Source organism: Cupriavidus phytohabitans, from assembly GCF_000426345.1.
Taxonomy (GTDB): Bacteria; Pseudomonadota; Gammaproteobacteria; order Burkholderiales; family Burkholderiaceae; genus Cupriavidus.
This window is the reverse complement of the sequence record NZ_AUFE01000046.1, coordinates 32,314-54,321: the sequence shown is the minus strand read 5'-3', so window position 1 is coordinate 54,321 and position 22,008 is coordinate 32,314. Positions and strand designations below refer to the sequence as shown.

15 protein-coding genes, 1 other RNA gene and 6 pseudogenes are annotated in these 22,008 nt (G+C 61.2%); 15 read left to right on the top strand and 7 right to left on the bottom strand.

Features of this window, described 5'->3' with window-relative positions; translation table 11 throughout:
* Positions 1 to 197: 197 nt before the first annotated feature.
* Positions 198 to 518: a sigma factor-like helix-turn-helix DNA-binding protein gene (locus tag K309_RS0125415; RefSeq protein WP_029049017.1), complete on the bottom strand. Its 321-nt coding sequence runs from the start codon at positions 516 to 518 to the stop codon at positions 198 to 200.
* A gap of 433 nt (positions 519 to 951) precedes the next feature.
* Here K309_RS0125415 and K309_RS43115 point away from each other — a divergent pair, with 433 nt between their 5' ends.
* The 3 genes from K309_RS43115 to K309_RS0125400 all read left to right on the top strand — a co-directional run bounded on the left by K309_RS43115 (position 952) and on the right by K309_RS0125400 (position 2,734).
* A complete protein-coding gene (locus tag K309_RS43115) occupies positions 952 to 1,218 on the top strand; it encodes an Hsp20/alpha crystallin family protein (RefSeq protein ID WP_232232482.1) in 267 nt (88 codons plus the stop codon).
* Positions 1,219 to 1,353: 135 nt separating this feature from the next.
* Positions 1,354 to 1,602, top strand: a complete 249-nt coding sequence (locus K309_RS0125405; protein WP_029049016.1) for a hypothetical protein — start codon at positions 1,354 to 1,356, stop codon at positions 1,600 to 1,602.
* 88 nt (positions 1,603 to 1,690) lie between these two features.
* Complete coding sequence (locus tag K309_RS0125400) at positions 1,691 to 2,734, top strand: hypothetical protein (RefSeq protein WP_084402539.1); 1,044 nt, start codon at positions 1,691 to 1,693, stop codon at positions 2,732 to 2,734.
* Positions 2,735 to 2,747: 13 nt separating this feature from the next.
* Here the strand turns inward: K309_RS0125400 and K309_RS0125395 are convergent, their stop codons facing one another.
* Entirely contained in the window at positions 2,748 to 3,734 is a 987-nt protein-coding gene (locus K309_RS0125395) for a ribose-phosphate diphosphokinase (protein WP_029049014.1), read from the bottom strand.
* A gap of 39 nt (positions 3,735 to 3,773) precedes the next feature.
* Between K309_RS0125395 and K309_RS0125390 the strand changes: the two genes are divergently transcribed.
* Positions 3,774 to 4,760: a hypothetical protein gene (locus K309_RS0125390; RefSeq protein WP_029049013.1), complete on the top strand. Its 987-nt coding sequence runs from the start codon at positions 3,774 to 3,776 to the stop codon at positions 4,758 to 4,760.
* 112 nt (positions 4,761 to 4,872) lie between these two features.
* On the opposite strand, the pseudogene K309_RS40365 reads toward K309_RS0125390, so the two are convergent.
* Both K309_RS40365 and ssrA read right to left on the bottom strand, forming a co-directional pair.
* Positions 4,873 to 5,098 (bottom strand): annotated as a pseudogene (locus K309_RS40365) (nicotinate phosphoribosyltransferase); the annotation flags it as partial.
* Between the two features lie 117 nt (positions 5,099 to 5,215).
* Positions 5,216 to 5,547: a transfer-messenger RNA gene (ssrA, locus tag K309_RS39590) on the bottom strand.
* Between the two features lie 290 nt (positions 5,548 to 5,837).
* Here ssrA and K309_RS37400 point away from each other — a divergent pair.
* The 4 genes and pseudogenes from K309_RS37400 to K309_RS42540 all read left to right on the top strand — a co-directional run.
* Positions 5,838 to 7,385, top strand: a pseudogene (locus tag K309_RS37400) (S16 family serine protease); the annotation flags it as partial.
* Positions 7,386 to 7,401: 16 nt separating this feature from the next.
* On the top strand, positions 7,402 to 8,358 hold the full coding sequence (locus K309_RS0125375) for a Lon-like protease helical domain-containing protein (protein ID WP_198030855.1): 957 nt from the start codon (positions 7,402 to 7,404) through the stop codon (positions 8,356 to 8,358).
* A 159-nt stretch (positions 8,359 to 8,517) separates the two neighbouring features.
* Positions 8,518 to 10,359 (top strand): DNA polymerase/3'-5' exonuclease PolX, encoded by a 1,842-nt coding sequence (polX, locus tag K309_RS0125370; RefSeq protein ID WP_232232481.1) that lies wholly within the window; start codon positions 8,518 to 8,520, stop codon positions 10,357 to 10,359.
* A 422-nt stretch (positions 10,360 to 10,781) separates the two neighbouring features.
* Positions 10,782 to 10,904, top strand: a pseudogene (locus tag K309_RS42540) (putative glycoside hydrolase); the annotation flags it as partial.
* A 59-nt stretch (positions 10,905 to 10,963) separates the two neighbouring features.
* Here the strand turns inward: K309_RS42540 and K309_RS37390 are convergent.
* Positions 10,964 to 11,842, bottom strand: coding sequence for an ABC transporter permease (locus tag K309_RS37390; protein ID WP_084402537.1), 879 nt, complete (start codon positions 11,840 to 11,842; stop codon positions 10,964 to 10,966).
* Between the two features lie 390 nt (positions 11,843 to 12,232).
* On the opposite strand from K309_RS37390, the gene K309_RS0125355 reads away from it, so the two are divergent.
* From K309_RS0125355 to K309_RS40360, 4 genes and pseudogenes are all read left to right on the top strand, one after another.
* Positions 12,233 to 13,171: a 1-phosphofructokinase family hexose kinase gene (locus K309_RS0125355; RefSeq protein WP_029049010.1), complete on the top strand. Its 939-nt coding sequence runs from the start codon at positions 12,233 to 12,235 to the stop codon at positions 13,169 to 13,171.
* A 720-nt stretch (positions 13,172 to 13,891) separates the two neighbouring features.
* The gene (glgP, locus tag K309_RS0125350) at positions 13,892 to 16,393 is read left to right on the top strand and encodes an alpha-glucan family phosphorylase (protein ID WP_029049009.1); all 2,502 of its coding nucleotides are present in this window, start codon (positions 13,892 to 13,894) and stop codon (positions 16,391 to 16,393) included.
* 45 nt (positions 16,394 to 16,438) lie between these two features.
* Positions 16,439 to 16,846: pseudogene (locus tag K309_RS37385) on the top strand (universal stress protein); the annotation flags it as partial.
* Between the two features lie 278 nt (positions 16,847 to 17,124).
* Positions 17,125 to 17,568, top strand: a complete 444-nt coding sequence (locus K309_RS40360) for an NUDIX domain-containing protein (protein WP_369796506.1) — start codon at positions 17,125 to 17,127, stop codon at positions 17,566 to 17,568.
* 20 nt (positions 17,569 to 17,588) lie between these two features.
* On the opposite strand, the pseudogene K309_RS37380 reads toward K309_RS40360, so the two are convergent.
* Together K309_RS37380 and K309_RS0125335 are read right to left on the bottom strand one after the other, a co-directional pair.
* Positions 17,589 to 18,593, bottom strand: a pseudogene (locus tag K309_RS37380) (IS110-like element IS884 family transposase); the annotation flags it as partial.
* A gap of 160 nt (positions 18,594 to 18,753) precedes the next feature.
* Positions 18,754 to 19,323, bottom strand: coding sequence for a DUF3238 domain-containing protein (locus K309_RS0125335; RefSeq protein WP_029049008.1), 570 nt, complete (start codon positions 19,321 to 19,323; stop codon positions 18,754 to 18,756).
* Positions 19,324 to 19,599: 276 nt separating this feature from the next.
* On the opposite strand from K309_RS0125335, the gene K309_RS0125330 reads away from it, so the two are divergent.
* From K309_RS0125330 to K309_RS37375, 3 genes and pseudogenes are all read left to right on the top strand, one after another.
* The gene (locus K309_RS0125330; protein ID WP_029049007.1) at positions 19,600 to 20,295 is read left to right on the top strand and encodes a hypothetical protein; all 696 of its coding nucleotides are present in this window, start codon (positions 19,600 to 19,602) and stop codon (positions 20,293 to 20,295) included.
* Between the two features lie 13 nt (positions 20,296 to 20,308).
* Positions 20,309 to 20,920, top strand: coding sequence for a hypothetical protein (locus K309_RS0125325; protein WP_029049006.1), 612 nt, complete (start codon positions 20,309 to 20,311; stop codon positions 20,918 to 20,920).
* Positions 20,921 to 21,115: 195 nt separating this feature from the next.
* Positions 21,116 to 21,528: pseudogene (locus K309_RS37375) on the top strand (transposase); the annotation flags it as partial.
* Positions 21,529 to 22,008 lie beyond the last annotated feature (480 nt).

Below are 22,008 nucleotides of genomic sequence, written 5' to 3'. Positions count from 1 at the left end.
CCGCCCTCTACTCCGCGCCTCAAATTCCCCGCCTGTACACCAGTTTCGACTTTAGCTCCCCGCCGACATTGGCGCTCTTGTCGAGCGCCAGTTGGTCCGTCTCGAAGCTGCGACAGCAGACCGCAGGCAAATCCGCGTAACCGGGAAAGGGCGGCAACTTCTGGAAGCGATCTGCAGCGGCCGTTGACAGAGCCGGTTCAGTGCGGCCGGAGGTGCGTGGCGCCCTTGTCTGCCGGGGTATCCTCGGCCAGAAACGTCCTGGCTGCATTTGCCTGTCCCGAGGTACGCAGGGTCTCCATCGCCTGCCGTTCGATGCGCCGAACTCTTTCCCGCGACATGCCGGTCCGCCTGGCGATTTCCTCGTAGCCCATCGGGGTAACACCGCCAATGCCAAACCTGCATCGCAACACGGTGGCTTCATCCGGTGTCACGGCTGAAAGCATGGTGGCGACCAACTCGCGCATGCCCTTGTCCGCCACCGTCGTGAACGGGTCGGGCGCCGTCTGATCCTCGATCATTTCCGCGAGAGCGGTATCGCCGGATGGTATCGGCGCATCGCCATGCCGTGCCAAAGCCGCCCAATCACTATCGTGTAGCTTTGACAGGAGTCAAATTGCCCAATGAGAGAGCGCCTAGGATGATTTGTACACTGACCCCACAGGCGGATCTTGAAATGGCTGAATCTCAAACTACGGTGCCCGTGAAGAAAAGCGAAGACGCCGCCAGGCACCCCTGGTCTCCCCAGGCCTGGCACCCCATTGCGAGCCTGCGGCGTGAGATGGAACGCTTGTTTGACGATTTCGATCACGGCACACGCTTCACGCCGGCACGCCTGCCGCGGTTCGGCCTCGAGCCATTCTGGCGGCATGACTGGAGCATGCCTTCCGCTCCTTCCGTAGACCTTGCCGAAACGGACAAGACCTACGAGCTGACGGCCCCGAGTTGCCGGGGATGGACGAGAAGGATATCGAGGTGAAGCTGGCCAACGGCGGCCTGACCATCAAAGGCGAAAAGCGCGAGGAGAAGGAGGAAAAAGAGAAGGACTATTATTTGCGCGAGCGCTGCTTCGGTTCCTTCGAGCGCTATTTTCAACTGCCCGACGGCGTTGATGCCGACAAGATCGAAGCCAGGTTCAACAAGGGTGTGCTGACGATCACGCTTCCCAAGACGGTTGAGGCGCAAAGTGCGGCAAAGAAGATTCCGGTGAAGGGCGCCTGACGGCAGGCTATGATCGCGGCGAGAGTTCGGCGACGATGGCATCGCCACTCTCGTCGATCCCGTCTTCGCGGACAGGCACGGCATCCACTTCGCCGCCCTCAGTCACGTGGGCGGTCCCTTTTGCGAGGAGTGGCAATGGATACGCACAATGCAGCACCGCAGGCCGCTACCGCCAGCGAGATCCGCGACATAGTCGGGCCCGTGGAGGATCAGGTGGTCGAAATGATTCTCGACGAAGGGCCTACACGTGCAGAAGTCCTGGAAGCCTTCACATGGTTGCGTTCCGACCAGCGGTTACGCCATCGCCCGGGCTTCGGCTTGGAGGGAAAGTCCGCACGCATTCTGGAAATTCTGGAAAGCGAAGAGCCGGATTCGGACGCCTGAGGAACCGTGTGCCCCACAACACAGGCCGATCTTGCTATGGGGCCAGGCGCCTTATAAGGGCTCGCGATATGGATGGGAGGTTCCCGCAATGGCATGGAACGGTGCGGCAGTGCCCAATGACTCGATGCCGGTTGCAGCCAAGGTGGCGCTGCTGCGTCAACCCGGAATCTACCCCGATCATCCACGAGATGTGCAAGTGGTGGAGACTCACATGTCCTGGGTCTTCCTCACTCGCGATTATGCGTACAAGCTCAAGAAGCCAGTCCGTTATGACTACCTCGATTTTCGTACGCTTGCGGCAAGGCAGTACTATTGCACGGAAGAAGTGCGCTTGAATCGACGGCTGGCCGGCTCCGTCTATCTTGATGTCGTGCCTGTGGTCTTGGAACCGGGCGGCGCCGCTCGATTAGGCGGCAAGGGCACGGTGGTCGACTGGTTGGTCAAGATGCGCCGGCTGCCGGCCGATCGCATGCTGGACAAGGCACTATCCCAAGGCACCGCGACGCAGGAGGACGCGCGCGCAGTGGCAACCCGCCTGGGCGAGTTCTACATGACGCTGCCACCCGCGCCGGTCACGGTTGATGAATACCGGGGCCGCTTGCGCCGTGACATCGACGAATGCGAGCGCGAACTCAGTAACCCGGCGTTTGCGCAGCCTGTCGCGCTGGTGAGAGAGGTCTGCCTCGCTCAGCGCCGCCTGCTGGCGCAGGACCCGTCGCGCTTCGATCGGCGTGTCAAAGAAGGCCGGATTGTGGAAGCGCATGGCGATTTGCGGCCGGAACATATCTGCCTTGCGCCGCCGCTCGCCATCATCGATTGTCTGGAGTTTTCACGCCAATTCAGGACCCTCGATACGGCCAACGAAATCGGCTTTCTCGCTCTCGAATGCGAGCGGCTGGGCGCTGCCGACTTTGCCCAGGTACTGATTGGTACTTACCGCGACGTTACCGGCGACAGGCCCGATGCCGCCCTGTTGCACTTCTACCAGAGTTGCAGTGCCTGTTTGCGCGCGAAGATTACCGTCTGGCATTTGCGGGAGGCAATATATCGTGATTCGCCAAAGTGGCCCGAGAGAGCAAGATGCTACCTGCGACTGGCCGTGCAGCACATGCAAGCCTTTGCGCAGGCATAATCGCACGAAGGCGTCAACCCGCCAGCAGTTCGCTGATCGACTCGCCGCTGTGGCTGTGCGCGATCGCCTGCGCGAACAGGGCCGCACTGTCCAGGATGATGAGTTTGTCCCTGACCTTGCCTTCGGGGAGGCGGAATGGCGGTACGGTATCCGTGACAACGACCTGTACCAACGCATCATCCGCAAGCACCTGCGCGGCGCTCCCCACGAACAGTCCGTGCGATGCGGCGGTGTAGATCCGGCGGGCGCCGAGACCGCCGCACGCTTTCACGGTACGGGCTATGGTCGTTCCGGTGCCGATCAGGTCGTCGACAATGATGGCGCACTTGCCTTGCACGTCGCCGACTATCAGTTCACCGCTCACGATTCCCTCACTACGGTGTTTTTCGGCAAAAGCGCTGGCTACCGGGCGGGCCAGGGCATGGCTCAAACGCTGCCGGAAATCCTCGGCCCGCTTGATGCCGCCTGCATCCGGAGATACGACAGCGATCTCCTCATCGCGCAGAAGCGACGCGAAGTAGGAAACAAAGAGCTTGTTGGCCCCAAGGTGATCGGTGCGGCAGCGGAATGCATTCTGATAGGCAGCAACATTGTGGACATCGAGCGTGATGACATGATCGGTACCGACCGCCTCAAACAAGCCTGCGACGTAGCGCGTGGTGACCGGGTCGCGGGCCTTCGATTTCTGGTCCTTGCGCGCGTAGCCCAGGTACGGAACGATGGCGGTTACGCAGGCTGCCGAGGCATCCTTAAGCGCGCCAATGAAGAAGAGCAGTCGGCAGAGTTTGTCGTTAACGCTTTGGCGGGCATCGCCGTGCAAGGATTGCACCACGAAGACGTCCCTGCCGCGTACGTTCACCAGCGGGCGGCTTTTGTGCTCGCCGTCCTCGAAAGCCCGCTCCTCATGCGGACATAGCTCGGCCCCCAGGTGGCGGCCAACTTTTTCGCCGAACTCGCGCGTGTCATCGAGTGCGAACAACATCAAGTCAGGATGGATCATGGCTAGCCGGCTCCCCCTTTCTCCGTATGGTGCCCCAGCGTGACACACTTCGACGTCTTCAATGGTGACGCAGACGGTATCTGCGCGCTGCATCAACTACGCTTGGCCAACCCGATTGCATCCTCATTGATCACGGGCGTCAAGCGTGACGTGACGATGCTCGCGCGCGTTCCCGCCCGCCGAGGCGATGCCGTGACGGTGTTGGACATCTCCCTGGATACGAACCGCGAAGCATTGCTTGAACTCCTCGGGCGCGGCGTCCAGGTGGAGTACTTTGATCATCACTTTTCCGGGGACATTCCGCTGCACCCAAGATTGATGGCCTGCATTGAGACGGAGCCCACTGTGTGCACCAGTCTGCTCGTGAATCGCTATCTCGGGGGCAAGTATCCGCTCTGGGCCATTGTCGGGGCATTTGGGGACCATCTGCCCGATGCCGCGCACAGGCTCGCGCGGTGCCACGCCCTGCGAGCGGAGCAGACGCATCAGTTGCGCGAACTCGGCGAATCCATCAACTACAACGCCTATGGCGATGCCGAAGCGGATCTTCTGATCCCGCCTGCCAGACTCTATGAGAGCTTGCTTCCCTATGCGGATCCGTTCCAGTTTATCCTTGCCGCCCCAATCACGCGGGCGCTGCACGACGGACGGCGGCAGGACATGGAAATGGCTATGCGGCAGCGCGCCAGCATCGTGCTGCCGTGCGGCGCCATTTATGTGTTGCCAGACGTGGCCTGGGCGCGGCGTGTACGGGGCGTCTTTTCGAACCATCTGGCAAGTAGCCACCCAGGGCTAGCCCACGCGGTTTTGACGGTGAATGCGCAGGGGGGCTACACGGTGAGCGTGCGCGCGCCGATAGCGTCGCCATTTGGTGCTGACAGGCTGTGCCGGCAGTTTGAGAGTGGCGGGGGGCGCTCAGCTGCGGCAGGCATCAATTGCCTCGCGCGCGATGGCTTGCCGCAGTTCATGCGCGCGTTCGAGGAAGTCTTCAGCGTTGGAGGCGCGGCGCAAAATGCATCTCCCTGATCACGGGGCTGCAGCTGGGGAATCCCGATTCTTCCTTCAAGCCGATCCTGCCGCGGCCCCGGCCGATGCGCCGAGTGCGTCGGCGGTACGGGCCAGTTCGATAAGGGAAGGGCTGATAACGTCGCCATGATTGCTTTCTGCCCGGCCAGGTGGCCTTGCCTTCGGAACGTTTGCGTCGCGGCAAGCCCGCGTATTCCGTGAGCTTGTAGGCGCAGTCAACGTACGGTGAATCCGCCGACGTGTTCATTCGTGTGCCTACCCCGAAACCATCGATTGGTGCATCTCCGTACGCGGTATTCATCGAGATTGCCGCTGGCGAAGATGGCGGCTAGTCTGCCTCTGCTACGGTAGGCGCTGCGCCGGTGACAACGTTGATGCGCAGCGCAAGGCGGTGCTTCTAGACTTCCATCGCATTGAGAGGGAAGGAGACGACAGCGGCGAGGAACCGGCTGAAATGACAATGGGGACCGAAGTCCCCATCGGCTGTCTTGGTTTACAAGGCTTCAGCGGCCCCGGCATTGGCCTCAGGCGGCCAGTGCGAAACGCTCATCGTTGGCGTTTATGAGATTTGCTTCATTTACGTCGATCGCCTGACGGGTTGCCTGCGCCCCTTTGTACGTCCTGTCGAAACCGGTACACCCCCACCTCAGCGCGCCGCGTGTCACGGTACGCTGAGGTGGAGGTGAGGGGATTCGAACCCCTGTCCAGAACGCCGCCAGATTGCCGGGATGACAACCATGTCTCCGATATGGAGCGGCAATGGACATTTTCAAGAGCAAGGGCGCCGCCGAGCCCTGCGATGAACCTGGTCACGAGACAGGACGTTCACGGCGCATTGGAGCGTCAGGCGTGGGCCACTACACACCGGGATAGGGCGGTGACGGTCTGGTCCCTGGTCTTGTTCCTTATCAAACTGCGGCGCCAGGACGCCCCTATTTGACCTTGCACAACCGGTACGAAATTGTTGCCGCCTCGCGACGTAGTTTCAGAATAGGGAGTGGACGATGAACGCGATATCCGAGTAGATCTTGCGGTACACAGGGGCCGTTGATTCGCGACATCAATGTATTGCTCACCGATGTACAGGCCTTGCTCAGGGATGTCGCGGACGACGTGCTTCCGAATGTGCCCGCCGAGCTTGTGACCGCCTTGCAGGCGATCGAGTCGCCGGGGTTGCTCGCCGACACAGTGGCAGGCCTGGTCGACATCCCGCTCGAACGCAAGCAGGAAATCCTCGAGACGGTTGATGTCGGCAAGCGGCTGGACAAGGTTCTCGACGCCGTGGCCGGCCGCATCGAAGTGCTGCGCCTGTCGCGCGAGATTGGCGAACAGACCCGCGGCCGCCTCGACCAGCGGCAGCGGGAAATGCTGCTACGCGAGCAGCTCCGGACCATCCGGCACGAACTCGGCGAAGGCGGCGAGAACCAGGAAGACATCAGCAGGCTGGCCGAGGCGATCGACGGTGCCCACATGCCGGCGTACATCGAGACGCAGGCCCGCAAGGAACTGGCGCGCCTGGAGCGGATGCCGGAAGCGTCTTCCGAGTACTCGATGTGCACGAGCTACCTCGAATGGCTGACCGAGCTGCCGTGGGGCCTGCCGCAGGAAAAGTCCGTAGACATGGCAGAGGCGCGCCGCATTCTCGACGACGAGCATTTCGGACTGGAGAAGGTGAAGCGCCGCATCCTCGAATACCTTGCTGTGCGCAAGCTCAATCCGCAAGGGAAGGGACCGATCCTCGGCTTCCTCGGGCCCCCGGGCGTCGGCAAGACTTCCCTGGGCCAGAGCATCGCGCATGCGATGGGGCGGCCCTTCGTGCGCGTAAGCCTTGGCGGTCTGCATGACGAGTCCGAGATTCGCGGCCACCGGCGCACTTATGTCGGTGCCATGCCGGGCAATATCATCCAGGCCATTCGCAAGGCCGGCACCCGTGATTGCGTGATGATGCTGGATGAGCTTGACAAGCTCGGCCGTGGCGTGCACGGCGACCCTGCCGCCAGCCATGCTGGAGGTGCTCGATCCGGAGCAGAACGCTACCTTCCGAGGACAACTACCTGGGCACGCCGTTCGACCTGTCGGCCGTCGTCTTTATCGGCACAGCCAACCAGGCCGAGAGCATTCCGGGCCCGCTGCGCGACCGCATGGAAGTGCTGGAACTTCCGGGGTATACGGATGCCGAGAAACTGCAGATTGCGACGCGCTTTCTCGTTCCCCGGCAGCTCGCAGCTTGTGGCCTGACGGCCGACCAATGCGAGCTGGACGCTGCGGGACTCTCAGACATCATCCGCCGGTACACGCGCGAGGCATGGTGCGGTACCCAAGGACGGTCCGAGCGCTGGTGTCGCGATATTCATCGCGATAGCTTCGCTGATGATGGGCCGCCCCGTGCGTCGGGATGTGGCCATGACCGGCGAGATCAGCTTGCGCGGCGTGGTATTGCCGGTCGGCGGCATCAAGGAAAAGGTGCGCGCCGCACAGCGCGGCGGAATTGGGACCATCATGTTGCCCGTGCGCAATATGCCCGATATCGAAGACATTCCTGCCGACGCGCGCAGCTTGCTTCGTTTCGTGGCACTGGAAACGGTGGACGATGCGCTGGCGGGAGCCCTGGAAGCGCAGCAGTGACCTGCCGCGCCCGCACATGACGATGATCGCTGAGCTTCCGCCGGAAAGGCTGTACACACCGTGCGGACCGAAAAGCCTTGGGTTCGACACCACCGAATCACTGGTTGATGTCGATCTTGCCCTGATACATCCGCGCGCCGTGGCCGCCATCCAGCTCGGGATCGGCATGCGTGTTCGCGGCTGCAATCTGTTCGTACTGGGCGATCCGGGAAGCGGGCGCCGTGCACTGGTGCGTCACATCCTGGAAGCGGCGGCGCCCGAAGGGCCGCAGCCGGAGGACTGGTGTTATGTCTGCGACTTCGCGGCATCGGAAGGCGTGAAGCTGCTACGGCTGCCGGGCGGCCGCGGCAGGCAACTCTTTCAGGATATGCAGTGCTTCTCCCGCGAGGTAGGACTCGCTGTGGCAGCGGCGTTCGAGGACGTCCAGTACCAGAATCGTGTCGAATTGCTTGAAGAGGAAGAGAAGGCGCGAGAAGACGCCGCGCTGCAGGCGCTGGGCGAGGACGCGCGCAAACATGGCATCGCCATGTCGCGCGAGCCGGACAGCCTGGCCTTTGCGCCGCTCAAGGACGACGGTGAGAAAACGATCTCCGAGGAGGAATTCGCTGGACTACCGGAGGCGCAACAGCAGAAGCTGAGCCAAAGCGTCAATGCCCACTACGAGCAGCTGCAGCGCCTGATGAGCAAACTTCCCCATTGGCGGCGGAACTTGCAGAAGGCTATCAGAAAGGTCGGCCACCGCGCCCTGCGGCTGGCCGTCGGCCACCTGATTGGGGAGATCAAGCCAGCTTACGCCGATTTGCCGGCTGTGGTCTCATACCTCGACGCGATCCTGCAGGATGCTGTCGAGACGGGCCAAGCCTCGTACGAGGCAAACCGGGGGGCGAAGCGGATACGGCGCCGGATACCGGAATGCTTCGGAAGAAGCGACAACCACGGTGAAACGCGCGAGTGTAGTCCGCGCGGCCCGTGATGTCGAAAGCTGGGCGCCGGCAGTGCGCATTGCCTTCGTGTGACGTCAGCGGATTGCGCCTGGCCAGCCGCTGCGCGCCCATGCACTTTGACATTCCGCAAACCGTTCGGCGACCTGTCGACCAGAATGTTTGGGAATGGATACGCGCGGGAGTTAGCTGTGACGGCCAGAGTACGAGATGCCATTGCCGCGAAGGGGGAAAGCGCGACGTCGCTACGAGCGCCGGCGCCGCTGCAAACGCTGGCAAGGGTTGCGGACGTGGAAGATCGCCTCGGATCACGGCAGGGCTTGCTCAATGAGGATGTCATTGCCATCTTCAATGAAATTGCCGACCTGCTTGATATCTCGGGCGCGAACCCGTTCCGGATTCGTGCGTACCGCAATGCCGCGCGCACCATCAGCGGGATGACAGAGGACCTGCGGACCTTTCTCACGCGCGGCTGCGATCCCGCCGATCTGCCGGGCATCGGGCGGGATCTGGCCGGCAAGATTCGCGAGATCGCCGATACCGGTACGTGTGCGCTGCTGCGCCAAGTGCGCGACGAGGTGCCCGGACAGGGAGCAGCATTGATGAAATTGCCCGGCCTCGGGCCTCGGCGTGTTCAGGCGTTGCAGCGTGAACTCCATATCGCGTCGGTGGACGATCTGGGGCGCGCGGCGCGCGAGCACCGTGTCCGTTTGCTGAAGGGATTCGGGGCGCGTAGCGAACAGCGCCTGCTCCAGGCTATTCAGGCGCAGATGGATCGCAACCGGCGTTTCAATGTCGATGTCGCCGCGCGTACTGCCGACCCGCTCATGCAGTACCTGCGCGAGAACGCGAAGATAGCGGCCATGACGGTGGCGGGGAGTCTGCGACGGGGCAGGGACACGGTAGGGGACCTCGATATCGTGGCCACGTCCGCCGTGCCCCGCACGGTCATTCTGGCCTTCACCGCCTATCCGATGACGCAGACGGTCTTGTCGGCGGGCGTCACGCGGGCGAGCGTGATGTTATCGAACGGGATGCAGGTGGACCTCAGGGTCGTACCACCGGCGGACTATGGCGCGGCCATGGTTTACCTGACCGGCTCGAAGGCACACAACCTGGCGTTGCGCCAGCTCGCGCAGTCAATGGGGCTGAAGATCAACGAATACGGCGTTTTCCGGGGGCGCAGGAAGATCGCAGGCCGCGATGAAGCATCGGTCTACGCTGCGGTTGGCCTGCCGTGGATCCCGCCCGAACTGCGCGAGGACACCGGGGAAATACAGGCTGCTCGCGATGGCAGGCTGCCCCGGCTCGTTGCGAGGGAGGACATCAAGGGTGACCTGCACATCCACACCCGTGACAGCGACGGACTTGCCAGCCTGGAAGAAATGGTCGAGGCAGCGGGCAGGCTTCAATACCTGGCGATCACGGATCATTCGCCGCGCATGGGCATGACCCATGGGTTGGGGGCGCAGCGGTTGGCCGTCCAGGCCGAACGCATCGATGCGCTCAATGGCGTGGGTGGCATGCCATGGATACTGAAGGGCGTGGAAGTCGACATCCTGGAAGATGGCTCGCTGGATCTGCCGAACACGGTGCTGGGCCGGCTCGATCTGGTGGTAGGTGCCATCCACAGCCACTTCGAATTGTCGCCAGCCAAGCAGACAGCACGCATTCTCCGTGCCATCGACCATCCGCATTTCAGCATCCTTGCCCATCCTTCCGGCCGCCTGCTCGGTGAGCGGGACGGCTGCAGATTCGACGTTCCCCGCGTAATGAAGGCGCTGGCCGAGCGCGGCTGCTTTGTCGAAGCCAACAGTCAGCCGAGCCGGCTGGACCTGTGGGACAGCGCTTGCCGGATGGCCAGGGAGCATGGCGTACTGGTGAGCATCGCTTCGGATGCACACCGCGTTGCCGACCTGGACAATCTGCCGCTGGGCCTGACACAAGCCAGAAGGGGCTGGCTGGAGGCCGATGACGTTCTCAATGCCCGGGAGCTTCCGGAGTTGCGCTGCCTGCTCAAGCGAACCATGTAGCAAATGGACAAGACGTTCACGCCCGCATCTCGTGGCCCTCGGTGGGGGATCTTCTGCATTTTCCGAGCCCTGAAGACCGGTCGCATGGAAAAGAGAATGCGCTTTCTCGCATGGCTGGGTTGCTTGTTCCTTGTGCCGACCCTGGCGAACCCTGGGCGCGCACAGCCTGTGGCGCGAGATGTGCCTGTGCTCGTCTACCATCGCTTCGCCGAACGTGCGGTCGACACGATGACGGTCCGCACGGAAACAATTCGTGCACATCTGCGCTTTCCCGAGAACAACGGCCACAGGATCGTGCCACTGGCGGATGTGCTAGCGTGGCGGGCCGGTGATTCCGACAACCTGCCGCCGCGTGCGGTTGTGCTCAGCGTCGATGACGGCCACCGCTCCGTCTACGCGGTGTTGTGGCCAATGCTCGCTACGAAGAAGCAGCACGGATGGGGTTCGACGAGGTGCAGTTCGACTATCTGCGGTTTCCCGATGCGCCAGGAGGGAGATCCTGGAGTGAGCTCCCCGGCTTAGATGGGATAGACGTCGCTGCGATACTTCGTTCACCAGATGCGCGCCCGGGGTAGCGCCTTTTCCAACGCTTGAAGGCGCTGCCCTAGGCTGTGGTTTCTTGATTGCAGCCTCGTCTGAGAGCGTGCGGCCCCGAACGAAGCGTTCGAGCCCTGCACCGCATATCCTGCCAATCAGCTCTCTGTTGCGAGAAACGTCTGTGCCGCCCGTGCCGCTGCCGGACAAGGCAGTCCAGCTTGGGCGGCGTATCGTCATCCTGACGGTCTCTGCCGGCTCGCGCGACGGGAAGTTGCGCGCTGCCATCCGCCGAGGCTTTCGCCTGCGCGGGGGAAAGGAGTCCTGGACGCGCTGCACGGCCTACGCGGGCAGCGAGCGAGCCGAGACCTGCCAACGCCAGGACGCTGCCCACTCGTGCCAATGAGAGGGCGGAGCCCAACGGCCAGTGGCGGCTATCCAGAAATTGTTGCTTGATCAGATTCCCAATCAGGATGGAGCGGGTACCGCCGACTAACTCTGGCACCGCGAACATGCCAAGGCAGGGCGTAAAGACGAGTGCCGCCCCCGCCCATACGCCGGGGAGGGAGAGCGGCCATGTGATACGCCAGAAGCACTGCCAGGTAATTGCACCTAGGTCCTTGGCGGCATCGCGAAGCAGGGGATCGTGCTTTTCAAGGTTTTCGTAGAGCGGCAGCACCATAAACGGCAGATGCACATAGACCAGCACGACAATCACTGCAGCCGGCGTAAACAACACCTGTACGGCGTCAAGGCCTGACCATGCCATCACCCCGTTGATGGCACGCATAATGTAGCCGCGCGGACTCAGGATTATCATCCACGCATAGACCCGAATCAGGAAACTCGACCAGAATGGCAGGATAAAGAGGATCAGCATCAGGTCCCGCTGGTGCCGGGCGCTGCGCGCAATCCACCAGGCGAGGGGATAGGCGACGCCGCGCTCGATGCGGCTTGCGACATGCCGCGAACCGTTGAGCGGGGTTCGGGCAGTGCTTCATTCAAGATAGCGGCGGGCCGGTGCCGACGATTGTTCGGCGTCAACGTGTGCGTGCTGTCGCGGAAGTTGCGCAAAGAGGGAGATCGTGCCTAGGATGAGAGGAGTTCTTGCAGGGACGGCCGTAGCGGCACATGGCTGGCGACACTCGCGCATGATCTGGTTTGAGGAGCTCCGGCGCTCTGACATCGGATTGTTTGACGGGGATGATTCCATTTCCGTGACGCCCGCAGCTTCATAGCGGTCGAGCACACAGTTGCTGCCGCTATAGCGGCCGTGGTGATGGCGCGTTGAACAACAAACCTTCAGACATTACGGCAGGGCCATGCCAATCATTGGATGATGACAGACATTCTGACCATTACACCGAATCCCGCCGTGGATGTGGCAACCTCGATCGACCGAGTGTCAGATACGCGCAAGCTAAGATGCAGCGAGGCGAGGCGGGATCCAGGCGGCGGCGGGATAAATGTGGCACGCGTTATCCAGCGGCTTGGCGGTGATTGCCTCGCCGTCTATCTCGCTGGAGGTGCCACGGGGACGCTATTGCAACATCTGCTCGATGCAGAGCGAGTGCCAGGTGTGTGCCATGCGATTGCCGGGGAGACACGCGAAAATTTTTCCGTGACTGAATCCTCCACCGGACGCCAATTCCGCTTCGTGCTGCCAGGGCCAAAGGTAACGCAGGACGAATGGGAGCGTTGCATCATTCATCTTGAGACGCTCGCCGAGCCGCCGCGGTATCTGGTGATGAGCGGCAGTCTGCCACCTGGTGTTCCTGTAGATTTCTATGCAAGGCTTGCACGCCTGGCGCGGGCGCGCGGCACGCAGATCGTCGTGGACACTTCGGGTCCCGCGCTCGTTTGCGCATTGAACGAGGGAGTCAGTCTGGTCAAACCGAGTCTGGCCGAACTGCGTGAGTTGACTGGCTTGCCATTGCACGGTGAAGAAGAGTGGCGCAATGCCGCGTTGGAAGTTGTCCGAGAAGGGCGCGCGCAGATGGTGGCACTTACGCTCGGCGAGCAGGGCGCATTGCTGGTTACCGCGGATCAGACCTTGCGAGCGCCAGCCTTGCCTACGCCAGTGTCCAGTTCTATCGGGGCGGGCGACAGCTTCCTTGCTGCAATGGTCTGGGCGTTGAACCGTCACACAAGCAAGAGGGAGGCATTCCACTATGGGCTGGCGGCCGCTTCTGCGACCTTGCTGAGCGCGGGAACAGGGCTTTGTCAGCGCGCAGACGTCGACCGGAAGTACCGGGAAATCTCGGGGGATGAAACCTGAGGCAGGAGAAGGGTTGGAGCACCGCAGCAAACGATGATGCCTGCACCGCTCACTTCGCACCGCCGCTTCAGGTACTGCTTCTCACGATTTAGTCTCGATCAGTTCGTCGCGAATCAGGAATCGGCAGCACAGCTCTGGTGGGCAACGCCCTGGATACTCTGCCCCAGTCCGTGAATGGCAAGTGTGGCCGACTTCACACGCGGCTCATCGGTCTCGGCTGCGTCCCATTCCTAATGCCATACGGCCTTAGTCCTCGGCGGTGACGCGGGCCCGAGCCGAGGGCGCCCTTGATCGAGATCAAATCCTTGCCGGGCACAGCGTCAAGAATTAGACACGCACCCATACGACTGAGGAGCGCGATTGTGGTGGAATTGGCTGATGCTGCAACCCGGCAGGTGCGACACGGCAATGACAATAGTACTTTGCGCCAGTTGTTGGTGGCATCGGAAATTTTCCCTCTGGCCAAAACGGGTGGTCTCGCTGACGGGCTGTATGAAACGCGGCCTAAGCGCTGGTCAGAACTCCGGGAGCTGGCCATGTCGAGCGATTTTGCCTGGGCGCGCTCGGCAGCGTGCTACGCGTGTATCTCCTGATGCCTTTGCACTGACGCAGTAGACTAGTTGTCTGTCGGCATACGCGGAGCGGCCCGACATGCGCAGCCAACCAAAGCAGCGTGGCGCCGGGCAGTTGCAAACCAACCTATTGTGCTGAGGATCCCACGTGTATGCGTTCTTGCCGCGAACCCTGCCGGAGACGTTGTCTGCGTTGACGGACCTGGCACTCGATTTGCGCTGGACTTGGAGTCACGCGCTGGATGCCTTGTGGCAAACCATCGAGCCAGAGCTCTGGGCGCGCAGCCCCAATCCATGGGTGATCCTGCAAAACATTTCGCAAAAGCGTCTGGATGAACTCGCGGGCGACAGCATCTTTTTGCAGGAGCTCAATCGGGCGATTGAGAATCGCCGGTGCTATCTCAGTGAATTAGGTTGGTACGCTAGAAGGCGGGATAGCGACAGCCCCATCAGGGTTGCCTACTTCAGCATGGAGTTTGGCCTGAGCGAAGCGCTCCCCCTGTACGCGGGCGGGCTCGGAGTGCTGGCGGGCGACTATCTCAAGACGGCCAGTGATCTGGATGCGCCAGTGATTGGCATAGGACTGCTCTACCAGGAAGGCTATTTCCGCCAGATCATTGATGCGAATGGAGACCAGCGCGAAGCCTATCCCTACAACGATCCGACGAGCCTGCCGGTCCAGCCGACGATCGGCGCGGATGGCGCCTGGCTGAAAGTTGAACTGAGGCTGCCTGGCCGTATGCTGTTTGTCCGTGTATGGCAGGCGATTATCGGACGCACCCGGTTATACCTGCTCGATAGCAATGATGTGCGCAACGGTGCCGCGGATCGCGGCATCACGGCTAAGCTGTACGGCGGGGGGGCGGAAATGCGACTGCTCCAGGAGGTGGTGCTCGGCATTGGGGGATGGGCCATGCTCGAGGCGCTCGGCATCGAGGTGGAAGTGTGTCACCTCAACGAAGGTCACGCGGCGCTGGTGGTCCTGGAGCGAGCCCGTCGCTTCATGCAGCACACGAATGTTTCGTTCCGGGAGGCCATGTGGGCCACCCGCGCCGGGAACGTGTTCACGACGCACACGCCAGTACCGGCAGGATTCGACGCATTTCCGCCATCATTGGTCTATATGTATGCGCGCGAGTATCTTCGTGAATTCAACCTCTCGGTCGATGATTTTCTTGCGCTGGGCCGGCTTGACCCGACCGACAAAGACGAACCGTTCAATACTGCCTATCTGGCACTGAAAGGGTGCGCGCATGTCAATAGCGTGAGCCGGCTGCATGCCGAGGTCAGTCGCAGGCTTTTCAGCGGCTTTTATCCACGCTGGCCGCTGGATGAGGTGCCTATACGACATGTCACCAATGGCGTGCATATGCCGTCGTGGGATTCGGTTTGGTCGGATCATTTCTGGACCTGCGCCTGTGGGAAAGACCGCTGGCTCGGTACTGTAGAAGGTCTGGCCGAGCCCATGTCCGCGAGTGTTGACGAGTCCCTTTGGACGCTGGCTGCCAAGCAACGACACGATCTGGTGCGCTACGCGCGGGAACGCCTGGCGTGGCAGCTGGGCCAGCGCGGCGCCTCGCCGCAACTGGTTTCGGAAGCTGCGCAGGTACTCGATCCCAATGTCCTGACGCTTGGCCTGGCACGCCGATTCGCTGAATACAAGCGACCGAATTTGCTGCTAAAGGATCCGGCGCGCCTGACACGTCTGCTCACGGACGCACAGCGACCCTTGCAACTGATCATCGCAGGAAAAGCCCATCCGGAGGATGCGCAAGGCAAGGCGCTGATTCGTGAGTGGTTCGAGTTCACACATCGCTCGGAGCTTCGCCGGCACGTGGTGTTTCTGGAAGACTACGACCTGGCGCTCGCACAGCATCTGCTGCAAGGCGTCGATGTGTGGATCAATACGCCGCGAAGGCCGCGGGAGGCCTGTGGCACGAGTGGCATGAAAACGTTGTGCAATGGCGGGCTGAATCTGTCGACGCTGGACGGCTGGTGGGCGGAAGCTTATCGGCCCGAGTACGGCTGGGCAATCGGAAGCGGGGGGGATGGCAGCGACGAGGCTGACGCCGACAGCCTGTACCGCCTGCTCGAGGAGGAAGTTGTGCCTGCATTCTATGCACGCGACGCGCAGGGTATTCCGCGCAGCTGGGTGCAGCGCATGCGGGCCAGCACGTCGCATCTGGCACCGCGTTTCAGTACAAATCGGATGCTTATTGAGTATATGGAGCGCTTCTACCGGCCTGCGGCACGCACCTATCGGCGACGCTGCGAAAGCGGAGCGCGGCTGGCGCGAGCATTGCACGCATGGGACTCCGCGCTTGCCACGGATTGGCACGAGGTACATTTCGGGGCGGTCGAGGCAAGGCGCGAAGCAGACCAATGGCATTTCAGGCTACCCGTGTATCTGGGTGAAATTTCGCCAGATTCAGTCAAGGTGGAACTCTATGCGGCCGCGGATGGCAAGCTTCCCGCCGAAAGTACTCTAATGAGCGCCGAAGGGTCGATGGCGGGTGCGATTTCAGGGTACATCTTCTCAGCGTCTGTGCCGGCGTCCCGTCCGGTAGAACATTACACGGCAAGGGTACGGGCCTGGCATGAAGAAGCGTTCCTGCCCGCGGAGTCTGCATGGATTGCATGGCAGCGCTGAACGGTGCTAGCTTCGTCGCGCATCAGTTTCTGGAATCCTTGATATCCGTTCGCGGGGGTGTTCCCGACGGTGGGAACGCGGGTCATGCTGGCATGGAATGGGAGCCGGGAAGCGACAAGGGCCCTGCACGACTCCATTCCGCTCATCGCCGGCGCGGAGGTCAGGATCCTGAACGTGCAAACCACCTCCAAGGAGATGCGCGCGGACGCAACGCCTTGCAGCCACGCGGCCCGGACGCTGATGCGCTACGGCGTTGCCGTAGAGATCGAGCACGGTACCGGGGGCTCCGATCTAACCATCGGCGAGTTGCTGCTCTCTCGCACGGCAGATTTCAATGCTGACCTGATCGTCATGGGGGCCTACAGCCATGGCCACGTGCGTGAGCTCGTGCTCGGCGGTGTGACGCGCACGTTGCTGGCGTCCTTGACGGTTCCCGTGCTGATGTCGCACTGACCTCCGCCTGGACCGCCGGCGTGTAGAGGGTCGCTTCGAGCAGGCCGCAATGGCGATGGCGGGGATATCTTCCGAGCTTCGGCAAATCGAGCGGTGGACCGGCGTGATGGTCGCGTGCATGTTCAAGCAGATAGGCGATCGTATGGAGTGGCAGCGAGTGCGGTGCACGATCTCCAGCAGCGCGCGGGCGTGGGTGGGCCCCTTCCAGGTCGGCCACGGCACGCGAGCGCGGTTCTTCCCCCTGCGGGGAATAGGAATAGGAATAGGGCGAGGCCGGGATGGCGCATCAAATGAAGCGATCGGCGGGCGTGGTTGTGCTGCGGCCGGAGGCGGGCGAATGGCGTTGTCTCATTCTACGTGCCTACCGGAATTGGGATTTCCCCAAGGGGTTGCCTGAACCAGAGGAGACCGAACTGGTGGCGGCATTGCGCGAGACCGAAGAGGAAACCGGCCTGACAAGGCTGCAGTTCCGGTGGGGCGAGCAGTACTACGAAACCGAGCCCTACAACCGCGGCAGCAAGGTGGCTCGCTATTATCTGGCGGTTTCGGCCCGGGGCGACGTTGCCTTGCCGATTAGCCCGGAACTGGGCCGGCCGGAACACCATGAATTCCGCTGGGTGTCTTTTGCTGAAGCTGAGCAGCACTTGCCGCCCCGGCTGTTGCCTGTACTTGAGTGGGCGCGGAGGATCGTCGAAACGAAAAGTCGCGAGGGACCCTCCTGAAAGGGGTAATCTTGCTTCACGCTGATGTAATCCTTCTGATACGGCCGGTCATGGGCCAGAACCGCCCATATCATGCGCGCCATCTTGTTGGCCAGCGCAACGACTACGACATTCAGAGGCCGCCGCTTTGTCATTTGCTCAACCCAGGGACCGGGATCCTTAGCACGCGTCACGACGCTGCGCGCACCGTGGATCAAGAGGGTACGCAGATACGTATCACCTCTTTTGCTGATCCCGTGCAGATTCACCTTTCCGCCCGATCCGGTTTGCTTTGGCACAAGGCCTGCCCACGCGGCAAACTCCCGCCCTGACCGGAATGTCTTCGCATCGCCCATCATCGCGACCGTTGCTGTCGCCGTCAGCAGTCCCACGCCAGGGATCTCGCTGATCGCCTTCACAGCTTTGTCCTCTTTGACCCAGTCGCGCATTCGTCGCTCAATGCCGGCTATCTGTTCGTCCAGCTTCGTGAGGCCACTCCATTGCTCGCGCAATGTCTCTACCAGCGCCGCCGGCAAGCGCTCGGCAACCCGGGCGAGCACTTCCGGTATCGCCTTATCCAAGGCTATCCGGCCTTTTCCCATCACTTCACCGTACTCCGTTAGGAGACCGCGCAATGCGTTGATCTGCATGGTGCGGAACTTCACCAGTTGCTCACGCATACGGTGCAGCGCCAGCATTGCCTGCTGCATCTCGGTCTTCACCGCAACCGCCTTGCTGGGCTGCTGGACCGCCAGCCAGATCGCCCGGGCATCCGCTGCATCATTCTTATTGCGGATGTTGAACGCCTTCACGAACTCTGCTGGCATCAGCCTCACCTGGTGCCCCATTTTCGTGAGCTGCCTCGCCCAATGGTGTGCACCGCCGCACGCCTCCATTCCGATCAGGCAGGGAGCACGGTTTGCAAAGTGCTCGAGGAACTTGGCTCGCTTGATCTGCTTGTTCACGATCTCGCCCGTTGCCTGGTCGATGTAGTGCACCTGAAACACCGACTTCTCGATATCCACACCCACGGCCATAGAATTCATTTCAGGATCCTCCGATTGCCGGGAAATGTGCACATCATCCCACTTGGACACTTCGATGTCTTGGCCCGTGAGGATCGACCTCAAGATCTCTTGACCCCACCGCCCCGCGGGTGGGACGCGTTCATTTCAATTCGTACTTTTCGCTTGGCGTCACTCCTTCCTATATATGAAAGGGGCCGGCTGCTGGCGAATCAAGTCGCGCCCGGCGGGTGACGCTGCCGGCCGCGACCGCATTAGAAGCTAGCAGAGCGTAGGGTTGGTCTTCTTCGCCGAACAGGTCCAGTGGACTGACGGGTTGCTTCTGCAACAGAGTTAAGACCGGGCCGTCGTCCACACTACAGTACATCTCGAATGCGGGAAAATCGTTGACGGCACCCTTGACCAAGATGCGGCGTCCCTCGCGATCAATGGTTAGCGTGCCGGACCAATCGATGTCCGGTGCTGCCATCAACGGATTGGCCGCGGAGCCCTGGAAGTCGATCTGCATGGAGCCGGGTATGCCGTCGACAACGCCGCCTTCGGGGGCCACAGTCTGCGAGCCGCGCAGGTTCTGGAAAAGGATGCGATCGGCAGGTGCCGTCGCCGTCCTGATGATGTTGCCGTCATCGTCCAGCTCATGTGTCTCGCCGCAGCGATGAACTTGGCCCAGCACAACGGTGGAATCCTGCGATTCGAGACCGCCGATAGTGACCTCACTGTGCGCTCGACTACCCGAATCGGCGGCGGGCACCCCTCATCTTTGCGCTCGCAGCGACGGCATGTCCGTGATCTGAGACATAAGCCCGGCTCATATCTACCTTTCATAACGCCGAATTGCGCTGCCATGGCCATCGCCTATTATCCGTGAGCGCTTGACACCGTTTCTTCGTTCGAGCGCTTTTTGTTCCTCCGATTCTGCAATCCACACATCTATAGAAGCGATGGGATAGGCGTATCCCAAGGCAGCCCGCATGCCCGCTGCCCTTGTTCCTCTTGTATTGACCGGGAAAATCAGGAGATCACAAAAATGGCTTTTCTTGACACAATTCGGAACGCGCTCAAGCCCGATGACACGAAGGCGCGTGAGCAACTCGACATACTGAAGAAGGCAGCAACCGGTGAACTGGACCGGTATCGCAACGAGCTCGTGCAGAAGATGCGAAACCCAGACGCGTTCCGCGAGGAAATCGTTCCATACAAGATGTTTGAGCACATGGAGCAGTACCGCGTCAGCGTGACCGACAAAGCCGCCGAACAGATTTCCTCCATAGTCGACTCGTTCTTTTCCGGCGGTGAAAAGGACGTCAAGGAAGGCTTCTCCACCCTCATTAAGTTTGCCTTTGATGCAATTCTCGGTAGCCAGTCTGCCGGCGAATCGTCGACGCAGAATTGGTATATCGCCCTCGAGCGCGGCGCCCTTATCCGGGTCGACGTGATGGCCTGGCGCTACAACTTCACTGGCGAAGGCCTGATCACGGATGTGAAGAATGCGTTCTGTTTCACCGCGACGAAGTCGTTCGTCGATACCGCCACACTCAAGGACCAGGAACTCATCTACTTCGTCGCCAAAAGTCTTCACCTTTCGTCGGTGGACGAGATTATCAAGAACAAGGTCCTGGCAGACTATGTCGAATTCCTGCGCAAAGGATTCAGAGCGCAACCTGTCAATGCAGCAATAGCGCACTACGAACGTCTCGCCGGCAAACCCGTTGTCTTGGTGTAAGAGGGGGCTTGCCATGCCATTCAACGACACACAGATCGACTCCATCATCCGGAAGTACGCCGAGAACCGGGAGGCGCTCGGCCGCTTCCCTCCACCAACCAGAGAGACAATTCAGGTCATCGACGCAGTCATGAATCTCGTGGCCCCGCTCGACTTGATCGACGGCAAGGCGCCGATCGAGGATGAGCTCGGTCATATCGCCATGGCGGTCTTCCACTTGCAAACGCCGAAGATCCAGAATGCTTTCATCGTGGCGTTCTCTGGCGGGGCGGCTTCACGTCCGAACTTCGACCAGATCAAGGCTGTATTGAAGCCGGCGCCTTTGCTTGCCGCTCTGGGTATGGAAGACGCGGAAGACCACGAGGTGGCTTTCCAGTTCGAATACCGCATGGACCCGGAGGTCGCTGTATGGCCTTGCGCCGAACCTAAGGCGCTGGTCGTCGCTGAGAGATTGGACTCGAAGCTCCTTGGGTTTGCCTGCCGGTGGTATGCCGCTTCGCAACTCTCTACGCCGCACAGACTGAACATTTCGTTTGTGGAGACCCGAGAGGCGTTCATGTTGCCTTGCGAGCAATGCCTTGGTTTGTTCGGCAAGGCAGAACGGTGGCCGCACATCCACGTGTGAGTCCGGGCGCACAGACTCTAGATCTGCCTTGATGACCTCCTTCGGGAGGTCATTTGCTTTTGGACGTCCGCACCGAACTCGGGGTAATCGAATGAAAGGGACTTCCCCGACCCGAGGTTGCGGCGGAAGGCCAGTTGGCACCGACGTGCCATGATGGCGTGTCGAAGCTCATCACAACCAACGAAGAGGAAGTCCATGGCTATCGTTACCGTTGGAATTGATCTCGCCAAGAACGTGTTTGCCATTCATGGCGTCGACGAGGCCGGCAAGGCAGTGCTGGTCGACCCGAAAGTCTCACGCGATCAGCGGGTGCCACTGATTGCGCAGTTGCCGCCTGGCGCGCATTACTGGGCACGGTGTTTCGCCAGCACGGACACATGGTCAAGCTGATGTCGCCGAGACTGGTGGCGCCTTACCGGATATCCGGCAAGGACGGCAAGAATGACGCAGCCGACGCGGCAGCCATCCGCGAGGCGGCGACCCGACCGAGCATGGGCTTTGTGCCGGTCAAGTACGAGCGCCAGCAAGCGACCCTGAAATTGCCTGGAACCCGACTGGGATTCGTAGAAGAGCGTCCCCCGACTTACAACCGCCTGCGCGGATTGCTTCGGCTGCATTCTTAGCGCCGCGAAGTTCAGATTGATGCGCCACAGGAACCGGACCTTGTCATAGCGGCAGCCAAGGTCTACTCCCTTCCAGCTGTCCCGTTTTGAAGCCGATATCGGCACCCTCGTGCGCGCCGTGGAAATGAATTTTCCGCCTTTGATGACAGGTTGCCGTGCTAAACGCCTTTGCCATCCCCTTCACCTTGGGTGAAATATGCAGTTTTAGCCACTATACTGGACAATTTTGGCTCTTTCCGTGCGCGGTGGCAGGATGGAGTGCCCAATGCGCATGGGAAGGAGCGTCTTTCTCCCAAGTGCTTGGTTCAAGCGAGTAGCGCGTCACACACAAGCATGCCGGCCTTGACAAGACCACGGCCGCCTGCTTGATCTGAGAGTCAGGTTCCCATGTCGTATCGGATTCGCATTAGCGGATGAAGCTGCATCTACCCTGACTTTGATTGTGAATCCAATGTCGCCAGACCC